This is a genomic window from Blautia aquisgranensis (assembly GCF_040096615.1).
Lineage (GTDB): Bacteria > Bacillota > Clostridia > Lachnospirales > Lachnospiraceae > Blautia_A > Blautia_A aquisgranensis.
Map to the genome: position 1 here is coordinate 72,404 of NZ_JBBMEJ010000011.1, position 24,743 is coordinate 97,146.

Here is a 24,743-nt window from a genome sequence, read left to right on the forward strand (position 1 = left end):
TGAAGAACAGGTATAGGAGACAGCAGAAATGTTAAGTTGTAAAGTAACGGTCAGAAACCCGTCAGGGCTTCATCTCCGCCCCGCCGGACTTTTATGTGGTGAGGCGATTAAATATAAGTCTTCTGTAACATTTCAGTATGATGGAGGCACGGCAAATGCCAAGAGTGTACTAAGTGTTCTGGGAGCTTGTGTGAAAAGAGGGGATGATATCACTCTGATCTGTGACGGTGAGGATGAGCAGGAGGCCATAAATGCGCTTGCGGCTCTTATCGAGAGCGGATTGGGCGAATGATGCCGTGACTGATATATTAATAAACCACTATGGTGAGGAGAAGCAGGAGGGATTATTGTGAAGAGAAGAGTTGTGGCAATGCTACTCAGCCTTACATTATGTATGGGTGGCACACTGGAGGCAGGAGCGACAGCTTTAAGCACTCCGGATGTACAGGTAGCAGCTGAATCAGATCTGGGAGCAGATAGTTTCAGCGATGAAACGACAGAAAATGAACAGCAGTCTCAGATGGATGGGAACGATGTGGCTGAAGATGACACTGAGGTGACAGTTACACCGGAAATAACAGAAGCGCCAGAGGAACCAGAGCAACCGGAAATTACGGAGGCCCCGGAAGTAACAGAGACCCCTGAGAACACAGAGACACCGGAGATTACAGTTACCCCGGAAGTAACAGAAGCTCCGGAAGTACCGGAGGAACCGGAGACCACAGTTACCCCGGAAGTAACAGAGACCCCTGAGAACACAGAGACACCGGAAACAACGAAAATACCTGAAGCGACAAAAGCGCCACAGGTTACGGTAACACCGGCTGCTGATGCTGAGAAACTGAAGATTGCGTCTGATAAAAAGACAGTAGATAAAGGAAATGCAGATATTGCATCTGCGACAGGCGCATCTGTCGTAAATGGTGTTGTTGAAGCAAAGACCAGTGACTGGGTAAATGAGGGTGATGGTCTTTACAGACTTCGCAAAAAGAAAGTATCTGATGATATGGTACCGGAAGGAAAGACATCTGGAAATACTGCAGAATCAGAAGATGTGGATACTTTGTCAGAAGATACAGAACAGCAGGCTGTTGTAACAGAAGATTCCGAAAATACAACAGAAGAAGCAGGGGAAACTACGGATGATGTAGAAGAAATGACCCTGGATAACGGAGATGCAGTACCGGCAGAAGAGAGCGCTCCGGCTGAAGCAGCTGCAACAGCTGCAACTGTTGAAGACAGTTACTTTACGGCACAGGATGGACTCCTTAAGATTAAAACCAATGGACATACCGGATATTATCTTTTTAATGAAGACGGCTACCTGGTAACAGGAAGAATGAGCCGTGAGCCGGGAACAGCCGGATATACCGGAACACAGAAAGTAGAATGGTATTTCGTTGAGAAAAGTAAGGCAACTTTATATTCAGACAGTCAGGGAAAAGCGATTACACCGTGGACATCCAACCTGGGACAGCAGAAGAAGAAGTACTGGCTGTGGACAGGAACTATGTTCCGTTATTATAATGCAAATGGAAACTTTACCTCTGTGGCAGCACTGAAGATTTCCGGTAAGCTTCAGAAGATTGGCAGTGATTATTATACACTGGATGGAAATGGCAAACCGTATACCGGAATTAAGAAACTTAAAGCAGGTTCTGAAACATTTGAGTACTATTTCCAGCCAGCCCAGAGTAAGGAAGATATTCCAGGAAAACTCTTCTACAGTGGCTGGATGTATTACAAAAACAGTAAAGGACAGAAACGTTTTATTTACTGCAGCCCCAAGTCATCTACAATTGGCCAGGTTATGAAGCACGGGGTTTATGTATCCAAGGTAATGTCAAAAACCAATACATTTATGCTTAATGCGAATGGTTATGTGCTTAAGAATACTATGGCCAAGGCACAGAATAATGCTTATTATATTACAGATTCCAAGGGACATATTATTAAAGAAAAACTTGTGAAATATAAAGGATACAGGTATTATTTCGGAAGTGCAGGAAGAAGAGCCACATGGAAGAATCTCTGGCACAGCTGCCCGGGAGCATCCGGACACTACTACTATTTCGGAAGTGTAGCGGGAAGAGTTGTTGAGAAAAAAGGCTGGCAGAGGGTTGTAAACGGCAAGGGACAGTTTTACGGATGGTTTTATTTTAACAATAGCGGTAATAACTATAAAAATCAGATGATTACCGTTGGCAGCTCAAAGAAGAGCTATTATTTCACAAAAACAGGTAAACTGGCCAGCGGCATTACAAAGATCAATAATAAATATTACTTTTTTGCAACATCCAATTCCAATAGTCACAGAGGATGGCTGTACAAAAATACACTGATTCGTTATAAAAACAATTGGTACTATGCAAACAAGGCAGGTATTCTGAGAAAAAATGGCTGGCAGAAAGTCGGAAAATACTGGTATTATCTGAGTAACTATAAAGTTGTGACCAACAAGTCCATAAAGCATGGCAAAGTCAGCGGACGTCTGGACAGCCAGGGACGTTTCTCAACAGGATGGGTAGTTGTCAGTGACTATAATAATAAAGTAAGATATATTGATCCGGACAGTGGTGATAAATATCTGACAAGTACAAGTCGATGGATTGATGGTAAGCTGTATTATTTTGACAGAAATGGATATCGTCGCAATGATGTAAGTTCTATTTATGGCGGACCATATTATCTTGAAGTTGACAAGACGAATGGTGTTATGACAGTATACACAGACTACAGCAAAAAAATTCCGGTTAAGACAATTCGTGTTTCCGTCGGACTTTCCGGTACACCTACATGGGATGGTACATACGGACTTAGTCGTAGCCTGAGATGGCAGCCTTTAATGGGACCATCCTGGGGACAGTATGGAACTCATGTTGATGGCTGTGGACAGGGAGGAATTTTTATCCATTCTGTAGCAGGTGGAACACGGAGCGTTTATAACCTTCCGGCCGGGGAATATATGAAGCTTGGAAATCCGGCATCTCATGGATGTATTCGTGTTTGTGTTGCAGATGCAAAATGGGTATATGAAAGATGCGATGGTTCAACAATTCATATCTACAGCAGCGGCAAATACAGCAATAATGAAGCCTTTAAGGGTCCATTAGGCCGTAAGCCAATTACACCATTGCGTGGATCACAGAATTTTGACCCAACAGATCCGGCAGTATAATATTTTTGGGCAGTAGCATAAAGTAAAAGGCAGACCGGTGTCCGGCTATATGATAGCTGGCACCGGCCTTTTTCTGTATATATGGCTTTACTTTCTATTTGCCGGTCTGTATAATGAAAAATATGAAAAAATAGACAAAAATTTACAGGGAAGGAATACGAAATGAGAGATTGGAAGAAGTGGCTTGCTGCTGGTTGCATGGCAGTATTGCTGGGGATTGGAACAATAGGGACTACAGCGATGGCGATGGGAGGCGGCGGAGTAGACCGAAGTGAGGCTGTTGCACAGGAAGAAAAAGTTCCTCTTGGAAAGGCAACACAGAGTTCCAGCTCCAGAGCGTGGAAAAAGATCAATGGGATTTGCTATAACGGAAGCGGACAGAAGCTGGAAGGAGCTATCACACGTGGAATTGATGTTTCGGAATGGCAGGATACCATTAACTGGGCTAAAGTGAAAAAGTCAAATATAGATTTTGCTTTTATACGTATTTCATATGGCCTGAACAGGATCGATGAAAAATATGATTATAATATGAAACAGGCAGAAAAAGCAGGAGTACCGGCCGGAACATATGTGTATAGTCTTGCAACGACGACACAGCAGGCTCTGAAAGAGGCGCAGCTTGCAATCAGAAAAATGGATGGCTATAAGGTTTCCTATCCGGTTGTTTATGATATTGAATATAGCAGAATGCGCAGTTTATCTTCTTCACAGATTGCGAATCTGGCCAAGGCTTTTTGTAATGAAGTTAAAAAGGCCGGATACTATCCAATGATTTATTGTAATACAGACTGGTATGATAATAAGATTGACTGGAGCAAGCTTACAGGCTATGATGTATGGCTTGCACGCTATGGCGACAGAATTATGGCACCGTCTATGAAAAACTATAAATATACAATATGGCAGTCTACAGATGGAGATGGCGGCGGATATCTGAATTCTACCAAGGGGCTTGTTGCGGGAATTCCAAGCTATTCTACTGTAGATGTTGATTTCGGATATGTGGATTATACAAAGATTATTACACCAAGATGGTCAGCGGTTAGTACTTATAAGGCATCGACAAAACCGGATACTGCTAATAGAAGAATTGGATGGTTTACAGAAAACGGAAAAAAATTCTATTATCTTAATGGTTCAAAGAAGACAGGCTGGGTGGAAGTAAACGGAAAAAAATATTATGTTCATAAAACTCAGGGCATGTATAAAAATAAGCTGATTACAGACTCAAAAAAAATAGTTCGATATGTGGATAAAAACGGAGTTCTTGTCAAGAATAAATGGATTACCGTAAATGGTAAAAAATATTATTTTGACAAAAATGGACATGCATTAAAAGGCATGAAAAAAGTTGGTGGCAATTATTACTACTTCCACACTGAAAAAGCCTACATGATGAAAAATACCAAATACAAAAACAGCAATGGTGATGTGTATTATTTTGAAAATAATGGAACCATGGCTAAAAGCGTATTCTATACATGGAAGGAAAACGGTAAAAGTAATACATATTATTTCACGGGAAATGGAAAAATGCACAGATCCTGGCTGACAAGAAATGGAAAAACATGTTGTTTTGACAAGACTACAGGAATTATGTATAAAAATTGTACAGTTAAAATGAATGGAAGAACTTATACTTTTGATAAAGACGGAAGATATGTGCGACCAACACAGAAAAAGGATGAAAAATGAAAAAAATCGTAATCATCGGTGCGAATGATTTTCAGAGGCCGTTGATCCGCAAAGCAAAAAACATGGGTTATGAAACCCATGTTTTTGCCTGGCGGGAAGGTGCAACAGGTGCCGCGGATGCAGACAGATTTTATGAAATCAGCATCACGGAAAAAGAGAAAATCTTAAGTATCTGTCAGAAAATTCAGCCAGATGCAGTGACAACGATCGGATCAGATCTTGCTAATATCACAGTACAATACCTGGCAGAAAGACTGGGACTTCCGGGAAACAGTCATGAATGTATCATTAATTCGACCAATAAGTTTGCCATGCGAAATGCATTTCAGAAAGCGGGACTTCAAGTTCCGTTTTTTACAGCTGTGGGAAAAGATGAGAAGGTGATACCGCCTTCCTATCCGGTGATTGTAAAGCCAACAGACCGTTCCGGAAGCCGTGCAATCACAAAAGTGGAATCATCGGAAGAACTGGAAACAGCTATTCAGCAGGCAATCGCTCAGTCTTTTGAAAAAAAGGCCATTGTGGAAGAATATATAAGTGGGGCAGAGTACAGTGTGGAAACCATCAGCTATCAGGGAGAGCACACACTTCTTGCTATCACAAAAAAATATACCACAGGAGAGCCGCATTATATAGAAGTGGGACACCTGGAACCTGCCCCCCTTTCCGGCGAGCTTCAGGATAAGGTAAAAGAAACCGTATTTGCGGCACTGACTGCTTTAAAGGTTGAGAATGGAGCCGGACACAGCGAGCTTAGGATCGATGAAAACGGAAATGTCCGGATCATTGAGATCGGTTCCCGTATGGGAGGCGACTGTATCGGGTCGGATCTGGTGCCGCTTTCAACAGAGCAGGATTTTGTGGGAATGGTAGTGGATGTGGCAACTGGAAATCCGCCCCAAATAAAGCAGAACGCAGAGCAGCATGTGTCAGCGGTGCATTTTATTATGAACCGACAGGATCTTGAAAAATTTCACTGGATAGAGGCCAATTATCCGGAGACTGTCCGTAAGACGGTTCTGGAAGGCGATGTAGAACATTGTCAGATCACAGACAGCGGAAGCAGACCGGGATTTTATATCCTTCAGACAGAAACAATGGAGGAGATGAATCATATCCTGCACAGAGGACCACTGGAAAATCCGATCCAGCTGTTTGAGACACCGGTGCAGAAGCTGCGTATCCATGATGGGCGAAATACTTTTTATATGAAGAGAGATGACCTGTTGCCATTCTCTTTTGGTGGAAACAAGGTGCGTTTTGCCCGCAAGTATGTGGAAAACATGCAGGCGGAAGGCTATGACAGCATGGTGATCTATGGGAATTATCATTCCAATTTATGTCGGATCCTGGCAAGTCTCTGCAACGAGCTTTCCATTCCGTGCTACATGGTCCACAATACAGAGGATGTTAAAGAGACGAAGGAAACCGGAAACAGCCGGATTATCCGCAGAATGAATGTTCACGAAATTCCCTGTGAAAAGAAGAATATTGCAGCAGCCGTACGAAAAGCAATGGCAGAGCTTACGGAAAAAGGCTTCCGCCCGTATTATATTTATGGAAATGAGTACGGACAGGGAAATGAATGGCCGCCGATGAAGGCCTATGAGGAAGCCTACGAGGAGATCTTATCCTGGGAAAAAGCTTCCGGTACAAACCTGGACTACATTTTTCTGGCGTCAAGCACCAATGCAACGCAGTCAGGACTGATGGCAGGAAAGCTCCAGAACAAAGAGGACTGTAAGATCGTGGGAATTTCCGTTTCCAGAAATGCGAGCCGCGGAAAAGAAGTAATAGAGAACAACCTGCGTGAGTATGCAGAACGTTTTTCCATGGATTTTCCGGAGGACTGGGAAAAGGAGATCGAATTTACGGATTCCTATATGGAAGGCGGATACGGAGCCTGGTCAGAGCCTGTAGCTACGATGATCAGGAAAGTTTATGAGACCGATGGTGTGTATCTGGACATGACCTACACGGGAAAGGCTTTTTATGGCATGATGAAATATCTTCAGGAAAAAAATATCCAGGGAAAAAATATTCTTTTTCTGCACACAGGTGGTCTGCCGTTATTTTTTGATTTTCTGGAGGATGAACGGGCATGAAAAAACTGATGATCCTGGGGGCAAGTTATTCACAGCTTCCACTTTATAAAATGGCGAAAAAACTTGGAGTTTCAACCGTTGCTGTGAGCACACCGGGAGACTGGCCGTGTTTTGCGATCGCAGATGAATACTCTTACACGGATATTTCCGATCCGGAAGCTGTACTGAAAGCAGCCCGGGAGCATAACATTGACGGAATCACAACCTGCTGTCTGGACGCAGGGATACGCTCCATAGGATATGTATGTGAGCATATGGGACTTAAGGGCTTATCCGAACAGGCCGGTTTTCTCTGCAGTGACAAGTATTATATGAAGGAAGCCTTTGTAAAAGGCGGTGTGCGGTGTGCGAAGCATATCCGTATCCAGAGCCGGGAAGAACTTGAGAGCGCATTGGACCAGCTGGAATTTCCGGTGATCTTAAAGGCTGTGGATCTGATGGGAAGCAGAGGGCTTTTCCGCTGCGAGAACCGCGAGGAGGCACTTTCTCACTATCAGGATACCATGGATGCCACGGGAAAAGATTACTGTTTGGTTGAGAAATTTATCCAGGGGCAGATGCTGGGCTGTGAAGCCATGATCTCGAACGGTAAGCTTCTGTTTTGCCTGCCGAACAATATCGAGAATTATCAGAGCCATGTTCCCACACCAATCGGCCATTCCGTGCCGTACCGGAAGCAGGATACGCTGGGAGCAGAAGTGGAACATCAGCTGAAGCTTGCGATTCAGGCACTTGGAATGGACAACTGCCCGATCAACTGTGACCTGATGGAGAAAGATGGAAAAATCTATGTGATCGAGATCACCGGACGCGCAGGAGGAACCTGTCTGCCTGAGACAACGGGTATTTACTATGGAATCGACTATTATGAAGCAATCGTGCGGCTGGCCCTAGATATGGAAGCTGAGGCTCTTTTTGAAAAAAGCTCTCCACGCACAGCCAATCTTTCCCATATCCTGACCTCAGACAGGACAGGAATCCTGAAACAGATCCATAATGACAACGAAATAACAGAAAATATCGTGGATCTTTCGTTTAATGTGGAGCCAGGAGAGGAGATCCGGAAGTACGAAAACGGTCGTGACCGTATCGGCCAGGTGATCCTTAAGGGGAAAAATCTGGATGATTGCCAGCAGAATCTGGCAAAGGTTTTGTCGAAAATAAACATTGAATTTATATCATGATTGTGAGAGAATAACATGAGTAACCATGGAAATATAAAAAAAGGTCTTTTTCTGCTGCTGCACATCAGTCTTCTGTGCAGCTCACTGAGCGGTGTCTGCTCAAAAATGGCATCCAGATATACGGACAATATTTTTTCATTACAGTTCATCTTCTGGTTCGGACTGGTATTTGTGATTATGTTCGGCTATGCCATTATCTGGCAGCAGATCTTAAAGAGGATGCCTCTGACTGTGGCCTATGCCAACAAGCCGGTCACACTGATCTGGGGAATCATCTGGGGAAAGCTGATCTTTGATGAGCGGATCACCTGGAACATGCTTCTGGGAGCCTGCATTATTTTTGCGGGGATCTATCTGGTAACAGGCAGTGACGGAGAAGAAAACGGAGGGGAGCGCGTATGAGTACACTGACAGGAGCCATATGTCTGCTTCTTGTTTCTGTGTTTATTTCTTCGGTATCCCAGATACTTTTGAAGAAAGCAGCAGACAGAACATATGAGAATCATCTCAGGGAATACTTAAATCCACTGGTCATTTTTTCATACGGAATGTTTTTCTGTTCTGTGATACTGACCATGCTGGCTCTGAAGAAGGTTCCGCTTTCCATGCAGCCGATCCTGGAATCAACAGGATATATTTTTGTGGCTGTGATGGGATATATTTTTCTGAAGGAAAGACTGAACAGAAGAAAAATGGCAGGAATCGCACTGATCCTTGTGGGAATCATTATTTTTTCCCTGTAGGCGGAGCGCCCTGTTTTAAGGAGAAAGAGAAATGCTGGTATCAATCGTTATACCATGTTACAATTCTGAGCATACCATTGGCGAGGTAGTAGAGCTTGCCATTGAGGAATTTAAGAAACTTGATAACTATGAATGTGAATTTGTGCTGGTCAATGATTATTCCAGGGATGGAACCTGGAAGGCCATAGAAGCACTTGCTGATAAACATTCCAATGTAAAAGGTATTAATCTCGCCAAGAATTTCGGTCAGCATAACGCGATCATGGCGGCAATGTCCCAGGCAGAGGGTGAACTGATCGTGGGTATGGATGACGACATGCAGAATCATCCGTCACAGATCCCGCAGTTTCTGGCTAAGATGGAAGAGGGATACGATATCGTATTCGGAGTATTTAAAGAGCGAAAATTTTCTGTGATGAAGAATATTACGGGAGCCATAAGCCGGTATCTTCTGTGGCATCTTCTGGACCGTCCGAAGGATATCCAGATGAGCAGCTTCTGGTGCTGCCGCAAATATGTGCGCGATGAGGTTGTGAAATACGACGGCTATAATATTTTTCTGCAGGTATTGTTTTTCCGTACTACGCACAATATCGCCAATATCGAGGTGGAGCATTTTGCAAGAGAGGTGGGAACTTCCAATTATAATTTCAGGAAAGGGCTGAAGCTTTTTATGTCCTGCCTGAATTTTACTGTGATTCCACTACGGGCAGCTACTATTTTTGGAACGGTATTTTCCGCTGCGGGCTTTATCGGAGCGATCATTGTTCTGATCCGGAAACTGCTTGACCCGGCAATTGCGATTGGATGGTCATCTCTGATGTGCGCTATGCTGGTATTTTTTGGCATCTGTTTTCTGATGCTGGGAATCATCGGAGAATATATCGGTAAGCTGATCCTGAATATCAACCGGACACCGCAGTATGTTGTACGGGATACCAGAAATATCGAAACGAAAGATAAAGAGGTAACATATGATTGATTTTAACAGACCCGCATTTGTGGGGAAGGAGCTTTCGTATATAGAGGATGCCATACACAGAGGAATGCTCTGTGGAGATGGCGAATATACAAAAAAGTGTTCTCGCTGGATGGAGGAACGTTTTCATGTCGGACATGTAATGCTTACAACTTCGTGTACCCATGCGTTGGAGATGGCTGCGTTTCTGACGGACATTCAGCCGGGCGACGAAGTGATTATGCCATCCTATACATTTGTATCCACTGCGGATGCCTTTGTACTGCGAGGAGCAAAGATCGTATTTGTGGATATCCGTCCGGATACCATGAATATCGATGAGAAACTGATCGAACAGGCAATCACAGACAGGACAAAGGTGATCGTGCCGGTTCATTATGCAGGTGTTGCCTGTGAGATGGACACGATCATGGATATTGCCAGAAAGCATAATCTGAAGGTAGTGGAGGACGCTGCCCAGGGGGTGGATGCTTATTATAAGGGACGTGCCCTTGGAACCATCGGGGATTTCGGATGCTACAGCTTTCACGAGACGAAGAATTATACCATGGGAGAAGGCGGTGCGGTACTTTTTAACGACGATGCCTATCAGGAAAAAGCAGAGATCCTCCGGGAAAAAGGCACAGACCGCAGCAAGTTTTTCCGGGGACAGGTGGATAAATACCGCTGGATGGACTATGGTTCATCCTATCTTCCAAGTGAGCTGAACGCAGCGTATCTCTATGCACAGCTGGAGGAGCACCAGAAAATAAGTGACAAGCGGATGGAGATCTATAATTTCTATAACCGTAACCTTGCGTTCCTGGCAGAGGAAGGTAAGATCGAGCAGCCTTATGTTCCGGAAGAATGTGAACATAATGCACATATGTACTATATAAAGGTACATGATATGGATGTAAGGACAAGACTGATCAGGTATCTTCGCCAGAAAGAGATTGGCTGTGTATTTCATTATGTACCGCTTCACTCTGCACCGGCCGGTAAAAAATTCGGAAGATTTTCCGGAGAGGATGTTTATACCACAAAAGAAAGCGAGCGGCTGATGCGTCTTCCTATGTTTTACAATCTGGATATGGAGGATGCAAAAAAAGTTGTGGATGCGATCGTTTCCTTTGATGACTTCTGATAAAGGGAGAAGGGGAAGAGAGTATTATGAAAAGAATACAGAAAATATTTACATTTTTTACAGCTTTGACAATAACGCTGCTGTTGCCGGTACAGGCTTTTGCGGCTGTAGATCTTAATGCAAAGTATGAGGTCAGTACCAATAAGATCGCAGGATGGCCACAGGCAGCAGATATTGCCAGTGACACAGGCGTCCTCATGGATGCAGACACAGGAACTGTGCTTTTTGACAAGGGTGCAGATCAGCAGCGATATCCTGCCAGTATTACAAAAATCATGACACTTCTGGTAGCAGTGGAAAATTCTTCTATGGACGATCAGGTGACTTTTACTGAGACAGGTGTGCGTAATGTAACCGCGGATTCCAGCAACATTAATTCGAAGGTAGGAGAAGTGATGACCATGCAGGACTGCCTGCATGCACTGATTATAAAATCTGCCAATGATGTGGCGGCACAGATTGCTGAACATGTTGGTGGAACGGAGCAGAATTTTATTGATATGATGAATCAGCGTGCTGCCGAGATCGGCTGCACGAATACGCATTTTGTCAATTCCAGCGGACTTCCGGATGAGAATCATTATTCTTCTGCAAGGGATATGGCTCTGATCTTCAGAGAGGGGTTGAAAAACCAGGATTTCCGTACAGTGATCGGTGATATAGATTATACGATTGCGCCTACGAATATGACAGCTGAAAAACGTACGATGCATACGCATCATCCAATGCTTGCGCCGGAGAGTAATATCTATTATCAGGGAAGTATCGGTGGCAAAACCGGATTTACCAATCTGGCAGCGCATACACTGATTACAGCTGTCACGCAGAATGATACAACATATATCGCAGTTGTTATGCATGGAATGGAGCTTTCCACCTGTTGTATGGATTCAAAAGCACTTTTTGATTATGGATTTCAGAATTTCACGAAAACTGCAGTAAATGGTGGAAATGTGATCCTGCCCAAAGGAATGGACATAAATTCACTTACTACGAAGTCCGAGAATGTTAATGGAGAAACGGAAATCGCATATTATGTAGGTGATCATCAGGTAGGAAGCGGGATAGAACCACAGGCGACAGCTACGCCCACACCGGAACCGACAGAGGATGCACAGGTGGCAGAAGAGACAGACACTCCGGAAACATCAGAAGCTTCTTCTGATTCGGACAACGGGAGCACACAGAACAGCAAGGAAGAAAACAGCTCCCCAAAAGGGATTCCGACTATGCGAAAAATTCTTCTTATGATCATGGCAGGAATGATCCTTGTGTTGATTGGTCTTTTGACGGCTCTTGGAAGAAAAGAGAGAAAACACAGAAGAAAATAATATATTATTACCTCACAGTTTATAAGAAAAGGAGAATAAAAAAATGGGAAAAATCAAAGTTACACAGTGTGGAGATATTGAGGGACTTAAGGTTGTAGAGCCAACTGTATTTGGTGATGCAAGAGGATATTTTATGGAAACCTATAATTACAATGATTTCAGGGAAGCGGGAATTGATGTGGAGTTTGTACAGGATAATCAGTCCAGCTCTCACAAAGGTGTTCTTCGTGGCCTTCATTTCCAGATCAACTTTCCACAGGACAAGCTTGTACGTGTGGTAAGCGGAGAAGTATTTGATGTTGCAGTTGATCTTCGCGAAGGCTCCAAAACTTATGGAAAATGGTTTGGCGTTGTTCTGTCTGCTGAGAATAAAAAACAGTTCTTTATCCCGAAGGGATTCGCACATGGTTTCCTGGTACTTTCCGAGCATGCAGAGTTTGTTTACAAATGCTCTGATTTCTATCATCCAAATGATGAGGGTGGTCTGATCTGGAATGACCCGGACATCGGAGTAGAGTGGCCGATTCCGGAGGGAATGGAATTAAGCTTTTCTGACAAAGATACAAAATGGGGAAGCTTTAAGGAGTACCGTAAATAATTAGGAGAGAAAGAGATTTGAAAACGATTTTTTCTTTGCCAACAGACATTTATAAAAACAGAAGGCTGATCTTTAAGCTGGCTAAAAATGATTTCAAAACGAGATATGCGGGTTCCTATCTGGGCATCATCTGGGCTTTTATTCAGCCGGTAGTTACGATTCTTGTGTATTGGTTTGTTTTTTCAGTGGGATTTCGTTCCGGTACCGGAAATCTTGGAGTGCCCTTTGTTCTGTATCTGGTAGCAGGTATTGTGCCGTGGTTTTTCTTTCAGGATGCACTGAATGGAGGAACTAATTCCATGCTGGAATATAATTATCTGGTAAAAAAAGTGGTATTTAATATCAGTGTGCTTCCTGTAGTGAAGATTATTTCCGCATTTTTTGTGCATGCATTTTTTGTGCTGTTTACGATTGTTCTGTATGCGGCTTACGGGAAGTTTCCGGATGTGTATTATTTTCAGCTGATTTATTACAGCTTCTGTGTGTTTGTTCTTGTCCTGGGTTTAAGCTATGCAACAAGTGCTGTTGTTGTGTTTTTCAGGGATCTGACACAGATTATTAATATTGCACTGCAGGTTGGAATCTGGCTTACACCGATCATGTGGATCGCAGAAGAGTCTCTTCAGGGGCATGAGATACTTCAGAAGGTTCTGAAACTGAATCCTTTATATTATGTGGTTTCCGGATACAGAGATACCTTTATTATGAAATCCTGGTTTTTTGAGCATACAGGATGGACTGCATATTTCTGGGGATTTACGATTGTGTGCTTCCTGTTTGGCGGCTGGGTATTTAAGCGTCTGCGCATTCATTTTGCAGATGTACTGTAGAGAATGTGGAGGAAAGAAAAAACGTGGAAAATAAAAATGCAATTCAGGTGAATCATCTCACCAAGATGTACAAGCTCTATGACAAGCCTTCTGACAGGTTGAAGGATGCGCTTGGACTTACGAAAAAAAAACTCTATCGTGAGCATTATGCACTTCATGATGTTAATTTTGACATTCATGAGGGAGAATGTGTGGGAATTATCGGAACCAATGGTTCTGGTAAATCCACGATTTTGAAGATCATTACCGGCGTGCTGACTCCTACAGAGGGAGAAGTGAAGGTCAACGGACGTATCTCTGCTCTGCTGGAGTTGGGGGCCGGATTTAATATGGAATACTCCGGTCTTGAAAATGTGTATCTTAATGGAACCATGATCGGATTTTCAAAGGAAGAAATTGATGCCAGACTTGATGATATCCTGGAATTTGCAGATATTGGAGATTTTATTCACCAGCCTGTAAAAACATATTCCAGTGGTATGTTCGTGCGTCTGGCTTTTGCAGTTGCGATCAATATTGATCCGGAGATTCTTGTAGTTGATGAAGCACTGTCTGTAGGAGACGTATTTTTTCAGTCAAAATGCTATCACAAATTTGAGGAATTTAAGAAACAGGGCAAAACAATTCTGTTTGTAAGCCATGATCTGAGCAGTGTTTCCAAATACTGTGACCGTGTTATTCTGCTAAATAAAGGAAGAAAGCTGGATGAGGGTTCTCCGAAGCAGATGGTGGATCTTTATAAACAGCTTCTTGTAGGGCAGAATCCGGTGAAGCAGCAGGAAGAAAATGCAGAAAAATCCTCTGATGACAGAAAAAAGGGGAATTTTCAGTCCAATCCCAATATGCTGGAATACGGAAACCGAATGGCTGAGATCACAGATTTTGATGTGCTTGACGATAAAGGGATGCGCTCCAATACCATTGAGAAGGGCAGCAGTTTTAAAATCCGTATGAAAGTACGCTTCAATGAAACAATTCAGGAACCTATTATGGCCTACACCTTTAAGAATATCAAGGGAACTGAAATTACAGGAACCAATACTATGTTTGAAAAGATACATGTTGAAAGGTCCGATAAGAATGACGTATGTACAGTAACCTTTACACAGGAGATGAATCTTCAGGGAGGAGAATATCTGCTTTCCTTTGGATGCACGGGCTATAAAGACGGAGACTTTACTGTGTTTCACAGACTGTATGATGCATGTAATATTACAGTAGTTTCCGCAAAAAACACCGTGGGCTTTTTTGATATGAATTCCAGAGTAGAAATACAGTGCGAGGATTAAATATGGGAGAAAAAATTGGAAAGGTATTTCTGGATACCACTTATTATCCGGGAGAGGATTTATACAGCGATGGGGCTATTGAGGATGAAATGCTCTCTATTGCCCAGAACTATATGCCAGAAGAGTTTAATCGTGTGATTGCCGAAAGGGAAAGCTGGCCGATTCTGTATCATTTTTCTCATATCCGGGAGAACATTTTAAGCTGGGTTCCGTTTAAAGGTGATGAGAAGGTTCTGGAAGTTGGTGCAGGTTGTGGTGCAGTTACCGGTGCACTCTGCCGGAAAGCAGGTGAAGTAACAAGTATCGATCTTTCCATGAAAAGAAGCCGTATCAACGCATACAGACACAGAGACCAGGAAAATCTTAAGATTCTTGTGGGAAATTTCCAGGAAATAGAGAAAAATCTTACAGAGAAATACGATTACATTACGCTGATCGGTGTATTTGAGTATGGAGAAGCCTACATTCAGAGTGATGATCCTTATGTGGATTTTCTGAAAATTATTTCCAGACATCTGAAACCGGACGGAAAGATCATTCTTGCCATTGAGAACCGTCTGGGGCTGAAGTACTGGGCAGGCTGTACAGAGGATCACTTTGGTACATTGTTTGAGGGGCTGGAAGGATATCCCAGAACAAAGGGGGTCAAAACCTTTACCAGAAAGGAATTTGAGCAGATACTGAAAGAAGCTGGCAATCTTAAGGCGTCCTGGTATTATCCGTTTCCGGACTATAAATTTCCAATGACTGTATATTCCGAGGAATATCTTCCAAAAAAAGGAGAACTGAACCGGACAGAATATAATTTCGACCGTTTCCGTCTGCAGCTGTTCCAGGAATCGCCGGTTTATGATACACTTCTTGATAATGATCTGTATCCGGAATTTGCCAATTCTTTTCTTCTTATGATCGGCAGAGAGAAGCCGGATGTGGAGACGATATTTACCAAGTTTTCCAATGAAAGAGACAGGGATTTTGCCATCCGGACAGAAATCGTTTCCGGAAATAATGAGCGTATTGTAAAAAAAGTTCCGGAGACAAAGGAAGCTGGGAAACATGTATGCAATCTGGATAGAATCTATCAGGAGCTGGGAAGACTTTATGAACAGGCCGGGATCTGTGTAAACCGTTGTCAGGTAAAGAAGGACACAGCAGAGTTTGAATATCTTACAGGAATCACGCTGGAAGAAAAACTGGATACACTTCTTAAAAACGGAAAAGAAGATGAGGCAGAAGAATTACTTTTTTCTTATATTGAGAAAATCAGAGAGATTCATGAAAAGGAAATATTTCATAAGACGGCAGAGTTTGTGGAGGTGTTTGGAGATGCAAAACTGCCGGAAAATCTGAAAAGTGCGCCGTTTTCCAATATTGATTTTGTTCCGTCTAATGTAATCCTGGATAGAGAGGAAACCACGGTGATTGATTATGAATGGACGTTCTTTTTCCCGATTCCTTCGAATTTTCTGGTGTATCGCATGATTCATTATTATCTGGAAAGTGATGGAAAAAGAGAAGGTCTGAAGGGGCGTGAGTTTTACCGGAAAGCAGGACTTACAGAAAATGAATGCCGCATTTATCAAAATATGGAAAAGAATTTCCAGAAATACATGCTGGGAAATCATAATTCGATGCTGAGCCTCTACCCAAAAATTTCTCCGGGTAAGGCAGATGCAGTACAGTTCTATGAGGAAAAAAAGTTCGAAGAAGCTCAGATGTTGCAGGTTTTCTGGGATACAGGCAGCGATTTTACAGAAGAAAATTCCAAAAAATATCCTGTAAAAAACAAAAGAATCAGTGCAGGGATATCTTTTCCGGAACATACGCGGAGATTACGCCTCGATCCGGGCGAACTGAGAACGGGCATTCATATAAACAGGATGAACTGGGAAGATGGTACTCCCGCAAAATTTTATACAAATGGCAGCAGCATTGGCGGAGAGGTATATTATTTCGGCGGAGGGGATCCTCAGTTTGTTATTGCTGAAATTCCTGCAGGCTCCGGGAAACTGGAGATTCAGTTGGAATTTGTAAGTGAAAGAGAAGCAGGTCAGAAATTCTGGGAAAAATATAAAAAGAGAGAGCAAAAGCTTTTTCAGTCAGCAGAAGAGATGGAGAAAAGAGAGAAAAAAGAAGAGCTTATGAGAAAAAGTATATTATGGCGGGCATACTGTAAACTCAAAAAAATATAAAGCTGAATCACAAGAGGGCTGTGACCATGACAAAAATATTCAGAAAATTGGAAAATCAGAAATATGACAGTATGAATTCTCATACCCTGATCCTGACAGGATGGGTTGGCGATACCCAAAAAGGAAGAGGGACTTTTGTTTTAACAGGAGATGGAAAAGAACTTTTTCAACTGGAACCGGAATATGTTTCCAGACCAGATGTATCAAAAAATCTGAGCAGATTCGGTGAAATAAAAGCAGCAGGATTTATTCTGAAAATACCGGAAATTCTGAATCTGGCAAAACAGTATAAAAAGATCGGACTGTTTCTGAAAATGGGAGACAGTAAGGTTGTTCTTTGGAATGCAGATGCTGATAAATTAAAAAATTTCTGCATGGAAAGTCTTCTGGAATATTGCATTGACCGGGCACAGATCATGGAAAATAATGAACTTCTGGTTGAAGGCTGGGTTCTGGATGAGACGAATAATGCAGAAGTTGCAGTTGAGGATCAGGCCGGACGACCTCTGAAATGTACAGTCACAAGAGGTCGGAGACCTGACGTGGAAGATAATAAGGGAATCCGGATACAGGGAGACTCTGAAATAGGCTTTACTGTCAGAGCAGATCTGAATAAATTATCAGTCAGGAATATTTTTATCTGTTTCAGTGGCAGAACAGTGTTAAAAAAATATAAGGTCAATATTTCTGATCTGAGAAAAAAAGATTCCGTTATATATCAGAGAATGAAGCTTCTGAGACTGCGTAACGGAAGAAAAAATCTGTCTTACATCAGGAAAAACGGACTGAAAAACTTTATCCGTTATATTGGGACATATCAGCCGGAAAGACTTTCTCAGAACTATGAAATATGGCTGAAGACTCATTCAGCTGACAAAAAAGAACTGAAAAAACAGAGAGAAACAGTATTTTCCGAAATGCCTCTGATCAGTATTGTGATTCCCATGTATAATACCCCACAGGAATATCTGAAAGAACTGCTGGATTCCGTTAGTGTCCAGTCATATGAAAACTGGCAGCTCTGTCTTGCTGACGGAAGCGAAGATGATGCAATCAAAGATTTTCTTGAGAAAAAATACAGAGAAGAAAAACGGATCGTATACAGAAAACTCAAAGAAAACAAAGGAATTTCAGAGAATACAAATGCGGCAATAGAAATGGCTTCCGGTGAATATATTATGCTTTGTGATCATGATGATATACTTGCTCCGGATGCGCTGTTTCATATCGCGAAAGCTTTCACCGAAAAAAATGCAGATGTCGTTTATACGGACGAAGATAAAATCAGTATGGATGGAAAACATTATTTTGAGCCAAATTTCAAGCCGGATTTCAATCTGTTCCGTCTTCGGGAAAATAACTATATCTGCCATATTTTTGCTTTTAAAAAGAGCTTACTGGAACAGGTTGGAGCTTTTCGAAAAGAATATGACGGGGCGCAGGATTTTGATCTGATTCTCAGATGCTGTGAGCAGGCAGAAAAGATCGTGCATATACCAAGGGTTCTGTATCACTGGAGGAGCCACATGAATTCTACAGCTGCAAATCCGGAAAGCAAAAGATATGCTTTTGAAGCAGGAAAAAAGGCGATCGAAGATCATTATCACAGAATGGGAATCCGGGCAGAAGTAGAAATGACAAGACATCCGGGATGGTACCGAAGCAGGATAGCGATTGCCGGCGAACCTTTAATTTCCATTATTATTCCGAACAAAGATCATATTGATGATCTTGATCTGTGTATAAGTTCCATTGAAGAAAAATCCACATGGAAGAATTACGAGATCCTTGTAGTTGAAAACAACAGTGAAGATAAAAAAACTTTTGCATATTATGAAGAACTTCAGCGAAGATATGAGAATGTAAGGGTAATTACCTGGAAAAAAGAATTTAATTATTCAGCTATCAACAATTTCGCGGTGAGAGAATCCCAGGGAGAATATCTGTTGTTTTTAAATAATGATGTGGAGATTATCACACCGTCCTGGATGGAAGAAATGCTTCAGATCTGTCAGCAGCAGGGCGTGGGAATTGTGGGCGCGAAGCTGTATTATCCGGATGATACGATTCAGCATGCAGGGGTTGTGATCGGACTTGGAGGAATTGCAGGTCATGTTATGTGTAAAGCTCCGGCACAGGAAATCGGATATATGGGACGTCTGATCAGTGTGCAGGAGATCAGTGCTGTTACAGCAGCATGTATGATGGTAAAAACTTCTGTATTCCGAAGAACCGGCGGATTTGATGAAAAGCTTAAAGTGGCATTTAATGATATTGATCTGTGCATGCAGGTGCGAAGTATGGGCGAAAAGATCGTGTTTACCCCCTATGCTGAACTGTATCATTATGAGTCAAAATCCAGAGGGATGGAAGACACTCCCGAGAAGATAGCACGTTTCAACAGGGAAGTAAACTGTTTCAAGGATAAATGGAAAAAAGAACTTCTGGCAGGAGATCCCTATTACAGTCCGAATCTGACTCTGAAAGCAGGAGACTGTTCCCTGCAAAAAATGGAAGAAAGAAATGAGGAGTAACATGTCCGAAAAAATACTTGGAGTTCAAAGCGAAAGATTTCATCTTCTGGACAGAAAACAGTATATTGTGCAGGGATATTTAAAGGAAGCTGACGGATTGCATGCTTATCTGGATGATAAAAAACTGCCGATAACTGTGACATGTTCAGAAAAAGAATATGAGGAAGAGAAAAAGATTTCCCAAATTACAGCGGTTGTTTTGATACCCGATGATATATCAGATTTTCGGAAGCTGGTGATTTATACAGAAGCAAATGGGAAAAAAAATGTATGGTTTTCCATTTCCGTAAAAGCACTGGAGAAGAAGAGAGACAAACCTCAGGTATACTTTGAAGAAGAAAAAATTCAACAGGGAAATGTCCGGCTGAAAGGCTGGACGATTGCGGACCGTCCGGTAATGATCCGGGTTTACGATGAAAAAAAGAAACCCGTAAATGCGGAAATAAAAAGAACAGACAGAATCGATGTTACTCAGCTTTACAGCGAAGTGGAAAATCCGGGAGAAACCGGATTTTATATGGAGCTTGCAGGAATGACAGGAAACTGCCTGTATGTGCTGTTTCAGGCCGGAAACAAAAAATCCGTTAAAAAGATTTCATTAAAGAAATCCAGAATTATAGCTTCAAAAATAGAAAAATATGCGGAAAAAGGATATTATTACTGGAAAAACCAGGGAAACAGGGCGCTTATGAGAAAACTGGTGTCCAAACTAAAAAGGACAGCAGCAGAAGATATGTCTTATCAGAAATGGCGCAGATATCATATGCCGGATAAAAGAGAACTGGAACAGCAGAGAAAAACGAAATTCTCATATAATCCAAAGATATCAATTGTTGTTCCACTGTATAAAACACCGGAGAAGTATTTAAGAAAACTGGTAGATTCCGTGCAGAAACAGACGTATGAAAACTGGGAGCTGTGTCTGTCAGACGGAAGCGGGAGTGATTCTCCGATAAAGAGTCTGTTGCAGGAACTGTCGGCAGGGAATAAAAGAATCCGGATTGTTTCCCATGAACATGCATTACAGATATCAGAAAATACCAACAGTGCCATTGAAATAGCTACAGGAGATTTTATCGCATTTGCTGACCATGATGATGAATTGGCGCCTCATGCTTTGTTTGAGTGTGTGAAAATTTTGAATGAAAGACCGGAAACAAAAATTCTGTATTCAGATGAAGATAAAATGTCCATGGATGGACGCAGATTTTTTGAACCAAACTTTAAATCAGATTTCAATCCACAGTTACTCTGCACAGTGAATTATATCTGTCATCTTTTCGTAGCTTCCAGCGAAGTAATCCGTCAGGTCGGTATGTTACGCCGGGAATTTGACGGCGCACAGGATTATGATTTTATATTCAGGTGTACGGAGAGGGTAAAGGAAGAAGAAATTGTTCATATTCCGAAAATTCTCTATCACTGGAGATGCCATATGGATTCGACGGCAGAGAATCCGGAGAGCAAGAGATATGCTTTTGAAGCCGGAAAACGTGCAATAGAATCACATTATCAGAGAGTGGGAATAAAGGCAGATGTGGAGCTGACAGAGCATCCGGGATGGTACAGAAGCCGGGTGGCTGTTACAGGCGAACCGTTGATTTCGATAATCATTCCAAATAAAGATCATATACAGGATCTTGAATTATGTATTTCATCTATTGAAGAGAAATCCACCTGGAAGAATTATGAGATCATTATTGCTGAGAATAACAGCGAAAAAGCTGAAACATTTGCTTATTACGAAGAACTTTCCCGTAAATACCCAAATGTCAGAGTCCTCACATGGGAAAAAGAATTCAATTATGCAGCTATTAATAACTTTGCAGTAAAACATGCAGAGGGAGAGTATGTACTGTTTCTGAATAATGATGTGGAGATCATTACAGATTCCTGGATGGAAGAAATGCTTCAGCTTTGTCAGCAGAAGGGAATCGGAATTGTAGGTGCGAAGCTGTATTACCCAGATGATACGATTCAGCATGCTGGCGTTGTAATCGGGCTTGGAGGAATTGCAGGCCATGTTATGTGCAGGGCACCAAGGTATGATATCGGCTATATGGGCCGGATGATCAGTGTACAGGATATCAGTGCAGTTACAGGAGCATGCATGATGGTAAAAACTTCTGCATTTATAGAGGCGGGAGGTTTTGATGAAAAATTCAAGGTTGCATTTAATGACATTGATCTTTGCATGAAAATACGAAATAACGGTGATAAGGTAGTATTTACTCCTTATGCTGAACTGTACCACTATGAGTCAAAATCCAGAGGAATGGAAGATACACCTGAAAAGATCGCACGTTTTAATAAAGAAATTGCCCTGTTTGAAAAAAAATGGCCGGATATATTGAAAAAAGGAGATCCTTACTATAATCCGAATCTTACATTAAAAAGCCAGTTCTGCTATCTTAAGCAGATACAGGAGGGCAGATGAAATGAAATTCATAACAAAAGAATCCAGAACAAGGCTACTGCTTCTGGCAGCTTTATTTTTCAGCTGCCTTTTTATTTTCCGACAGTATATTTTCGGTGATATGGTAATGGTTTTTGATGATGTCGGTGGTGACACCTGGCAGCAGTACACAATGTATTATGCAGATATTGTCAATCACATTCGAACGGGAACTTTTTCGCTGTGGGATTTTAATAACGGAATCGGTATAAATCTGTTTGCTTTTCTGCAGGCAGATCCGTTTATGATACTGATTTGTCTGATCGGTGTGGTGACAGGACCTGCACATATGCTGTATTATCTGGTTATACTGCAGATGATGAAAATTTTGCTGGCCGGCTGGGTGTTTTACTGGTTTATTTCTGAGTTTGCTTACAGCAGACAGGCAAAATTTGTTGCGTCATTTGCCTATGGTCTGAATGGGTTTCTGCTTGTATGGGGGCAGCATTACCAGTTTGGAATGGCAGTAATCTATCTTCCTCTGATTCTTCTTTTTGAAGAAAAGTTTATCCGGGGAGAAAAAGGCAGAGCTTTTTTTCCTGTAGCTGTATTTCTGAGCGGAATCTACAGTGTCTATTTCACTTATATGACACTGATCTGTGCGGGATTTTATCTGATATTCAGATTATTAATGGAAGCAGAGAATTTCAGAAGCGGAATTAAGAAATTTTTCTGCGGATGCGGGCAGATAATCCTTGGAATCGGGATGAGTCTTGGGATTTTTCTGCCTATGGCGGAAACGCTTATGAATTCATCCAGAGTGGAGCCCTCTTTTAACGGAATTGCTGATTTTCTGAAAAAATGTTTTCTTCCATATAAAAATATCATGTATTATAAATCGTTTGTGATGCGCTCGTTTTCTACAAATCTTCAGAATCTGCAGACGCTGGGAGATTCCCGGTATGAGGGCTATGCGAACTATTATGAGGCACCGGTATTATTCTGTTCAACGCTGGCTGTGATTTTTCTGCTTCAGTTTTTGCTCGTATTCTGGAAAAGTGATGAAAAGAAAAGAGTAAAACGGACAGTCTACGGGGCTGTTGCAATGGTTGCAGTAATTACAGCGTTTCCGCTTGGAGGAATTGTATTTAATTCGTTTACAATGCCACCGACGAATCGTTACACATATCTTCTGATTGTTTTTGAACTTGTGATATTTGCATGGATGTGGGATCATCTTCAGACAGGAGGAAAAATCAGTATTACCGGCCTGATTATTACTGAAGTGCTGATGCTCTATGCCTACAAAAGAGGATATGAAGTAAGTGTTTTTCATGAATACAGAGAAAATGCAGTGATTCTTGCAGTAACCGGAAGCTTTATGACACTTGGCATTCTGGTTCTTGATTTATGCCGGAAACGTGCGGTACGTAATGTAGTAACCGGATGTCTGATCTGTGTGCTGGCTGTGAATGTGGTTTCAGAGGCCGGAATTACATATACAGACAGGATCTGTCTGAAAAAAACGGATACATCTGCAGAGCAGGCTGCGGAGCAGACAAAAAAATTTGAAGAAGAATTAAAATCTGAAGATTCTGAAACAAAGGCGGCAGCAGTTTTTGACAGACCTCAGAATTATTATGGAGAACTGTACAGTCAGGAAGTGCAGGATGCCCTGGCTTATCTGAGAGAGAATGATCCGGAATTTTACAGAGTAGAAAAAAACTATTCATCAGGAACGGTTTCCATGGATTCTCTGGCACAGAATTATCGGGGAATCAGTACATATAATTCGGTTATGAATGGAAATGTAAAAGAATTTGTAAATACCTGTTATCCGGAATTCTGCTATCTGGACCGCAATCGTTATACATTCTGGCAGATTGCGGACGATAATGTATTTGGATCTTTTATGGGCGTCCGTTATCTTCTTTCAAAAGATGGAAAACTTGATGACAGTAAATATGAGTTTATAAAGCAATTCGGTTCGGTGTATCTCTACCGGAATAAACAGGAAGGTAATACGGCATGGTTTTATGAGAATGCCATTTCAGAGAAAAGTCTGAAGAAGCTTTGCCGGAAAGAAGTAAGAGAAAAAAACAGAGAGATACTTCTTAAGAACGTTATAGCTGTAGAAGACGGGAAAGATATTTCCGATGTAAGCCAGTTGCCGGAGATATCAGAAGAACAGCAGAATTCCAGCGTTACATTGAAAATACCGGAAAAAGATTCTTATGTGACCGGAAATGTGACGGCAGGAACAGATGGATATGTTTTATGTATGATACCTTATGAAAAAGGATGGGAGATCACTGTTGATGGCAAAGAAACAGAAGCAGTGAAAGGAGATATTGGTTTCCTTGCATTTAAAGTGGACAAGGGTGAACATCAGATAGAGCTTACCTATCATGTTCCGGGGTTAAGATCCGGCATGCTGGCAGGAGGAGTGTGCTGGTTTGTATATCTGGGAATTCTGATATTTAATAATAAAAGAAGAAAAAAGAAATTGATTTTCAAAAGGTAAAAAAATTGTGAAATAAAAAGAGAACAGCTTCAGAGAT

17 protein-coding genes are annotated in these 24,743 nt (G+C 42.0%); all 17 read left to right on the forward strand.

Features of this window, described 5'->3' with window-relative positions; genetic code table 11:
- The first annotated feature begins 28 nt into the window (after nt 1-28).
- The 17 genes from WMO28_RS10275 to WMO28_RS10355 all read left to right on the forward strand — a co-directional run bounded on the left by WMO28_RS10275 (nt 29) and on the right by WMO28_RS10355 (nt 24,706).
- Nucleotides 29-292, forward strand: a complete 264-nt coding sequence (locus tag WMO28_RS10275) for an HPr family phosphocarrier protein (RefSeq protein WP_178643441.1) — start codon at nt 29-31, stop codon at nt 290-292.
- A 57-nt stretch (nt 293-349) separates the two neighbouring features.
- Nucleotides 350-3,178 (forward strand): L,D-transpeptidase family protein, encoded by a 2,829-nt coding sequence (locus tag WMO28_RS10280; RefSeq protein WP_349056920.1) that lies wholly within the window; start codon nt 350-352, stop codon nt 3,176-3,178.
- Between the two features lie 162 nt (nt 3,179-3,340).
- Entirely contained in the window at nt 3,341-4,876 is a 1,536-nt protein-coding gene (locus WMO28_RS10285) for a GH25 family lysozyme (RefSeq protein ID WP_178643445.1), read from the forward strand.
- Complete coding sequence (locus WMO28_RS10290) at nt 4,873-6,981, forward strand: pyridoxal-phosphate dependent enzyme (RefSeq protein WP_349056921.1); 2,109 nt, start codon at nt 4,873-4,875, stop codon at nt 6,979-6,981. The genes WMO28_RS10285 and WMO28_RS10290 overlap by 4 nt, the downstream gene beginning before the upstream one ends.
- The gene (locus WMO28_RS10295; protein WP_349056923.1) at nt 6,978-8,165 is read left to right on the forward strand and encodes an ATP-grasp domain-containing protein; all 1,188 of its coding nucleotides are present in this window, start codon (nt 6,978-6,980) and stop codon (nt 8,163-8,165) included. Before WMO28_RS10290 ends, WMO28_RS10295 begins: the two co-directional genes overlap by 4 nt.
- Before the next feature lie 15 nt (nt 8,166-8,180).
- Nucleotides 8,181-8,567, forward strand: coding sequence for a DMT family transporter (locus WMO28_RS10300; protein ID WP_178643451.1), 387 nt, complete (start codon nt 8,181-8,183; stop codon nt 8,565-8,567).
- Nucleotides 8,564-8,908, forward strand: a complete 345-nt coding sequence (locus WMO28_RS10305) for an SMR family transporter (RefSeq protein ID WP_178643452.1) — start codon at nt 8,564-8,566, stop codon at nt 8,906-8,908. The genes WMO28_RS10300 and WMO28_RS10305 overlap by 4 nt, the downstream gene beginning before the upstream one ends.
- 31 nt (nt 8,909-8,939) lie before the next feature.
- Nucleotides 8,940-9,890: a glycosyltransferase family 2 protein gene (locus WMO28_RS10310; protein WP_349056924.1), complete on the forward strand. Its 951-nt coding sequence runs from the start codon at nt 8,940-8,942 to the stop codon at nt 9,888-9,890.
- Entirely contained in the window at nt 9,883-11,013 is a 1,131-nt protein-coding gene (gene rffA / locus WMO28_RS10315) for a dTDP-4-amino-4,6-dideoxygalactose transaminase (RefSeq protein ID WP_178643456.1), read from the forward strand. The genes WMO28_RS10310 and rffA overlap by 8 nt, the downstream gene beginning before the upstream one ends.
- 26 nt (nt 11,014-11,039) lie before the next feature.
- Complete coding sequence (locus tag WMO28_RS10320; RefSeq protein WP_349056925.1) at nt 11,040-12,344, forward strand: D-alanyl-D-alanine carboxypeptidase family protein; 1,305 nt, start codon at nt 11,040-11,042, stop codon at nt 12,342-12,344.
- A gap of 43 nt (nt 12,345-12,387) precedes the next feature.
- Complete coding sequence (rfbC, locus tag WMO28_RS10325) at nt 12,388-12,942, forward strand: dTDP-4-dehydrorhamnose 3,5-epimerase (RefSeq protein WP_178643460.1); 555 nt, start codon at nt 12,388-12,390, stop codon at nt 12,940-12,942.
- A gap of 17 nt (nt 12,943-12,959) precedes the next feature.
- A complete protein-coding gene (locus WMO28_RS10330) occupies nt 12,960-13,772 on the forward strand; it encodes an ABC transporter permease (RefSeq protein WP_178643462.1) in 813 nt (270 codons plus the stop codon).
- Between the two features lie 23 nt (nt 13,773-13,795).
- The gene (locus WMO28_RS10335; protein WP_349056926.1) at nt 13,796-15,061 is read left to right on the forward strand and encodes an ABC transporter ATP-binding protein; all 1,266 of its coding nucleotides are present in this window, start codon (nt 13,796-13,798) and stop codon (nt 15,059-15,061) included.
- A 2-nt stretch (nt 15,062-15,063) separates the two neighbouring features.
- Nucleotides 15,064-17,253, forward strand: a complete 2,190-nt coding sequence (locus tag WMO28_RS10340; RefSeq protein ID WP_349056927.1) for a class I SAM-dependent methyltransferase — start codon at nt 15,064-15,066, stop codon at nt 17,251-17,253.
- A 26-nt stretch (nt 17,254-17,279) separates the two neighbouring features.
- The gene (locus tag WMO28_RS10345) at nt 17,280-19,787 is read left to right on the forward strand and encodes a glycosyltransferase family 2 protein (RefSeq protein WP_349056928.1); all 2,508 of its coding nucleotides are present in this window, start codon (nt 17,280-17,282) and stop codon (nt 19,785-19,787) included.
- A gap of 1 nt (nt 19,788) precedes the next feature.
- On the forward strand, nt 19,789-22,224 hold the full coding sequence (locus tag WMO28_RS10350; RefSeq protein ID WP_349056929.1) for a glycosyltransferase family 2 protein: 2,436 nt from the start codon (nt 19,789-19,791) through the stop codon (nt 22,222-22,224).
- Nucleotide 22,225: 1 nt separating this feature from the next.
- A complete protein-coding gene (locus WMO28_RS10355; RefSeq protein WP_349056930.1) occupies nt 22,226-24,706 on the forward strand; it encodes a YfhO family protein in 2,481 nt (826 codons plus the stop codon).
- The last annotated feature ends 37 nt before the right edge of the window (nt 24,707-24,743 follow it).

What these genes read in the sequence shown, in the direction of transcription:
- WMO28_RS10275 (WP_178643441.1), top strand. Translation starts at nt 29, where the DNA reads ATGTTAAGTTGTAAAGTAACGGTCAGAAACCCGTCAGGGCTTCATCTC.
- WMO28_RS10285 (WP_178643445.1), top strand. Translation starts at nt 3,341, where the DNA reads ATGAGAGATTGGAAGAAGTGGCTTGCTGCTGGTTGCATGGCAGTATTG.
- WMO28_RS10290 (WP_349056921.1), top strand. Translation starts at nt 4,873, where the DNA reads ATGAAAAAAATCGTAATCATCGGTGCGAATGATTTTCAGAGGCCGTTG.
- WMO28_RS10295 (WP_349056923.1), top strand. Translation starts at nt 6,978, where the DNA reads ATGAAAAAACTGATGATCCTGGGGGCAAGTTATTCACAGCTTCCACTT.
- WMO28_RS10300 (WP_178643451.1), top strand. Translation starts at nt 8,181, where the DNA reads ATGAGTAACCATGGAAATATAAAAAAAGGTCTTTTTCTGCTGCTGCAC.
- WMO28_RS10305 (WP_178643452.1), top strand. Translation starts at nt 8,564, where the DNA reads ATGAGTACACTGACAGGAGCCATATGTCTGCTTCTTGTTTCTGTGTTT.
- WMO28_RS10310 (WP_349056924.1), top strand. Translation starts at nt 8,940, where the DNA reads ATGCTGGTATCAATCGTTATACCATGTTACAATTCTGAGCATACCATT.
- rffA (WP_178643456.1), top strand. Translation starts at nt 9,883, where the DNA reads ATGATTGATTTTAACAGACCCGCATTTGTGGGGAAGGAGCTTTCGTAT.
- WMO28_RS10320 (WP_349056925.1), top strand. Translation starts at nt 11,040, where the DNA reads ATGAAAAGAATACAGAAAATATTTACATTTTTTACAGCTTTGACAATA.
- rfbC (WP_178643460.1), top strand. Translation starts at nt 12,388, where the DNA reads ATGGGAAAAATCAAAGTTACACAGTGTGGAGATATTGAGGGACTTAAG.
- WMO28_RS10340 (WP_349056927.1), top strand. Translation starts at nt 15,064, where the DNA reads ATGGGAGAAAAAATTGGAAAGGTATTTCTGGATACCACTTATTATCCG.
- WMO28_RS10345 (WP_349056928.1), top strand. Translation starts at nt 17,280, where the DNA reads ATGACAAAAATATTCAGAAAATTGGAAAATCAGAAATATGACAGTATG.
- WMO28_RS10350 (WP_349056929.1), top strand. Translation starts at nt 19,789, where the DNA reads ATGTCCGAAAAAATACTTGGAGTTCAAAGCGAAAGATTTCATCTTCTG.
- WMO28_RS10355 (WP_349056930.1), top strand. Translation starts at nt 22,226, where the DNA reads ATGAAATTCATAACAAAAGAATCCAGAACAAGGCTACTGCTTCTGGCA.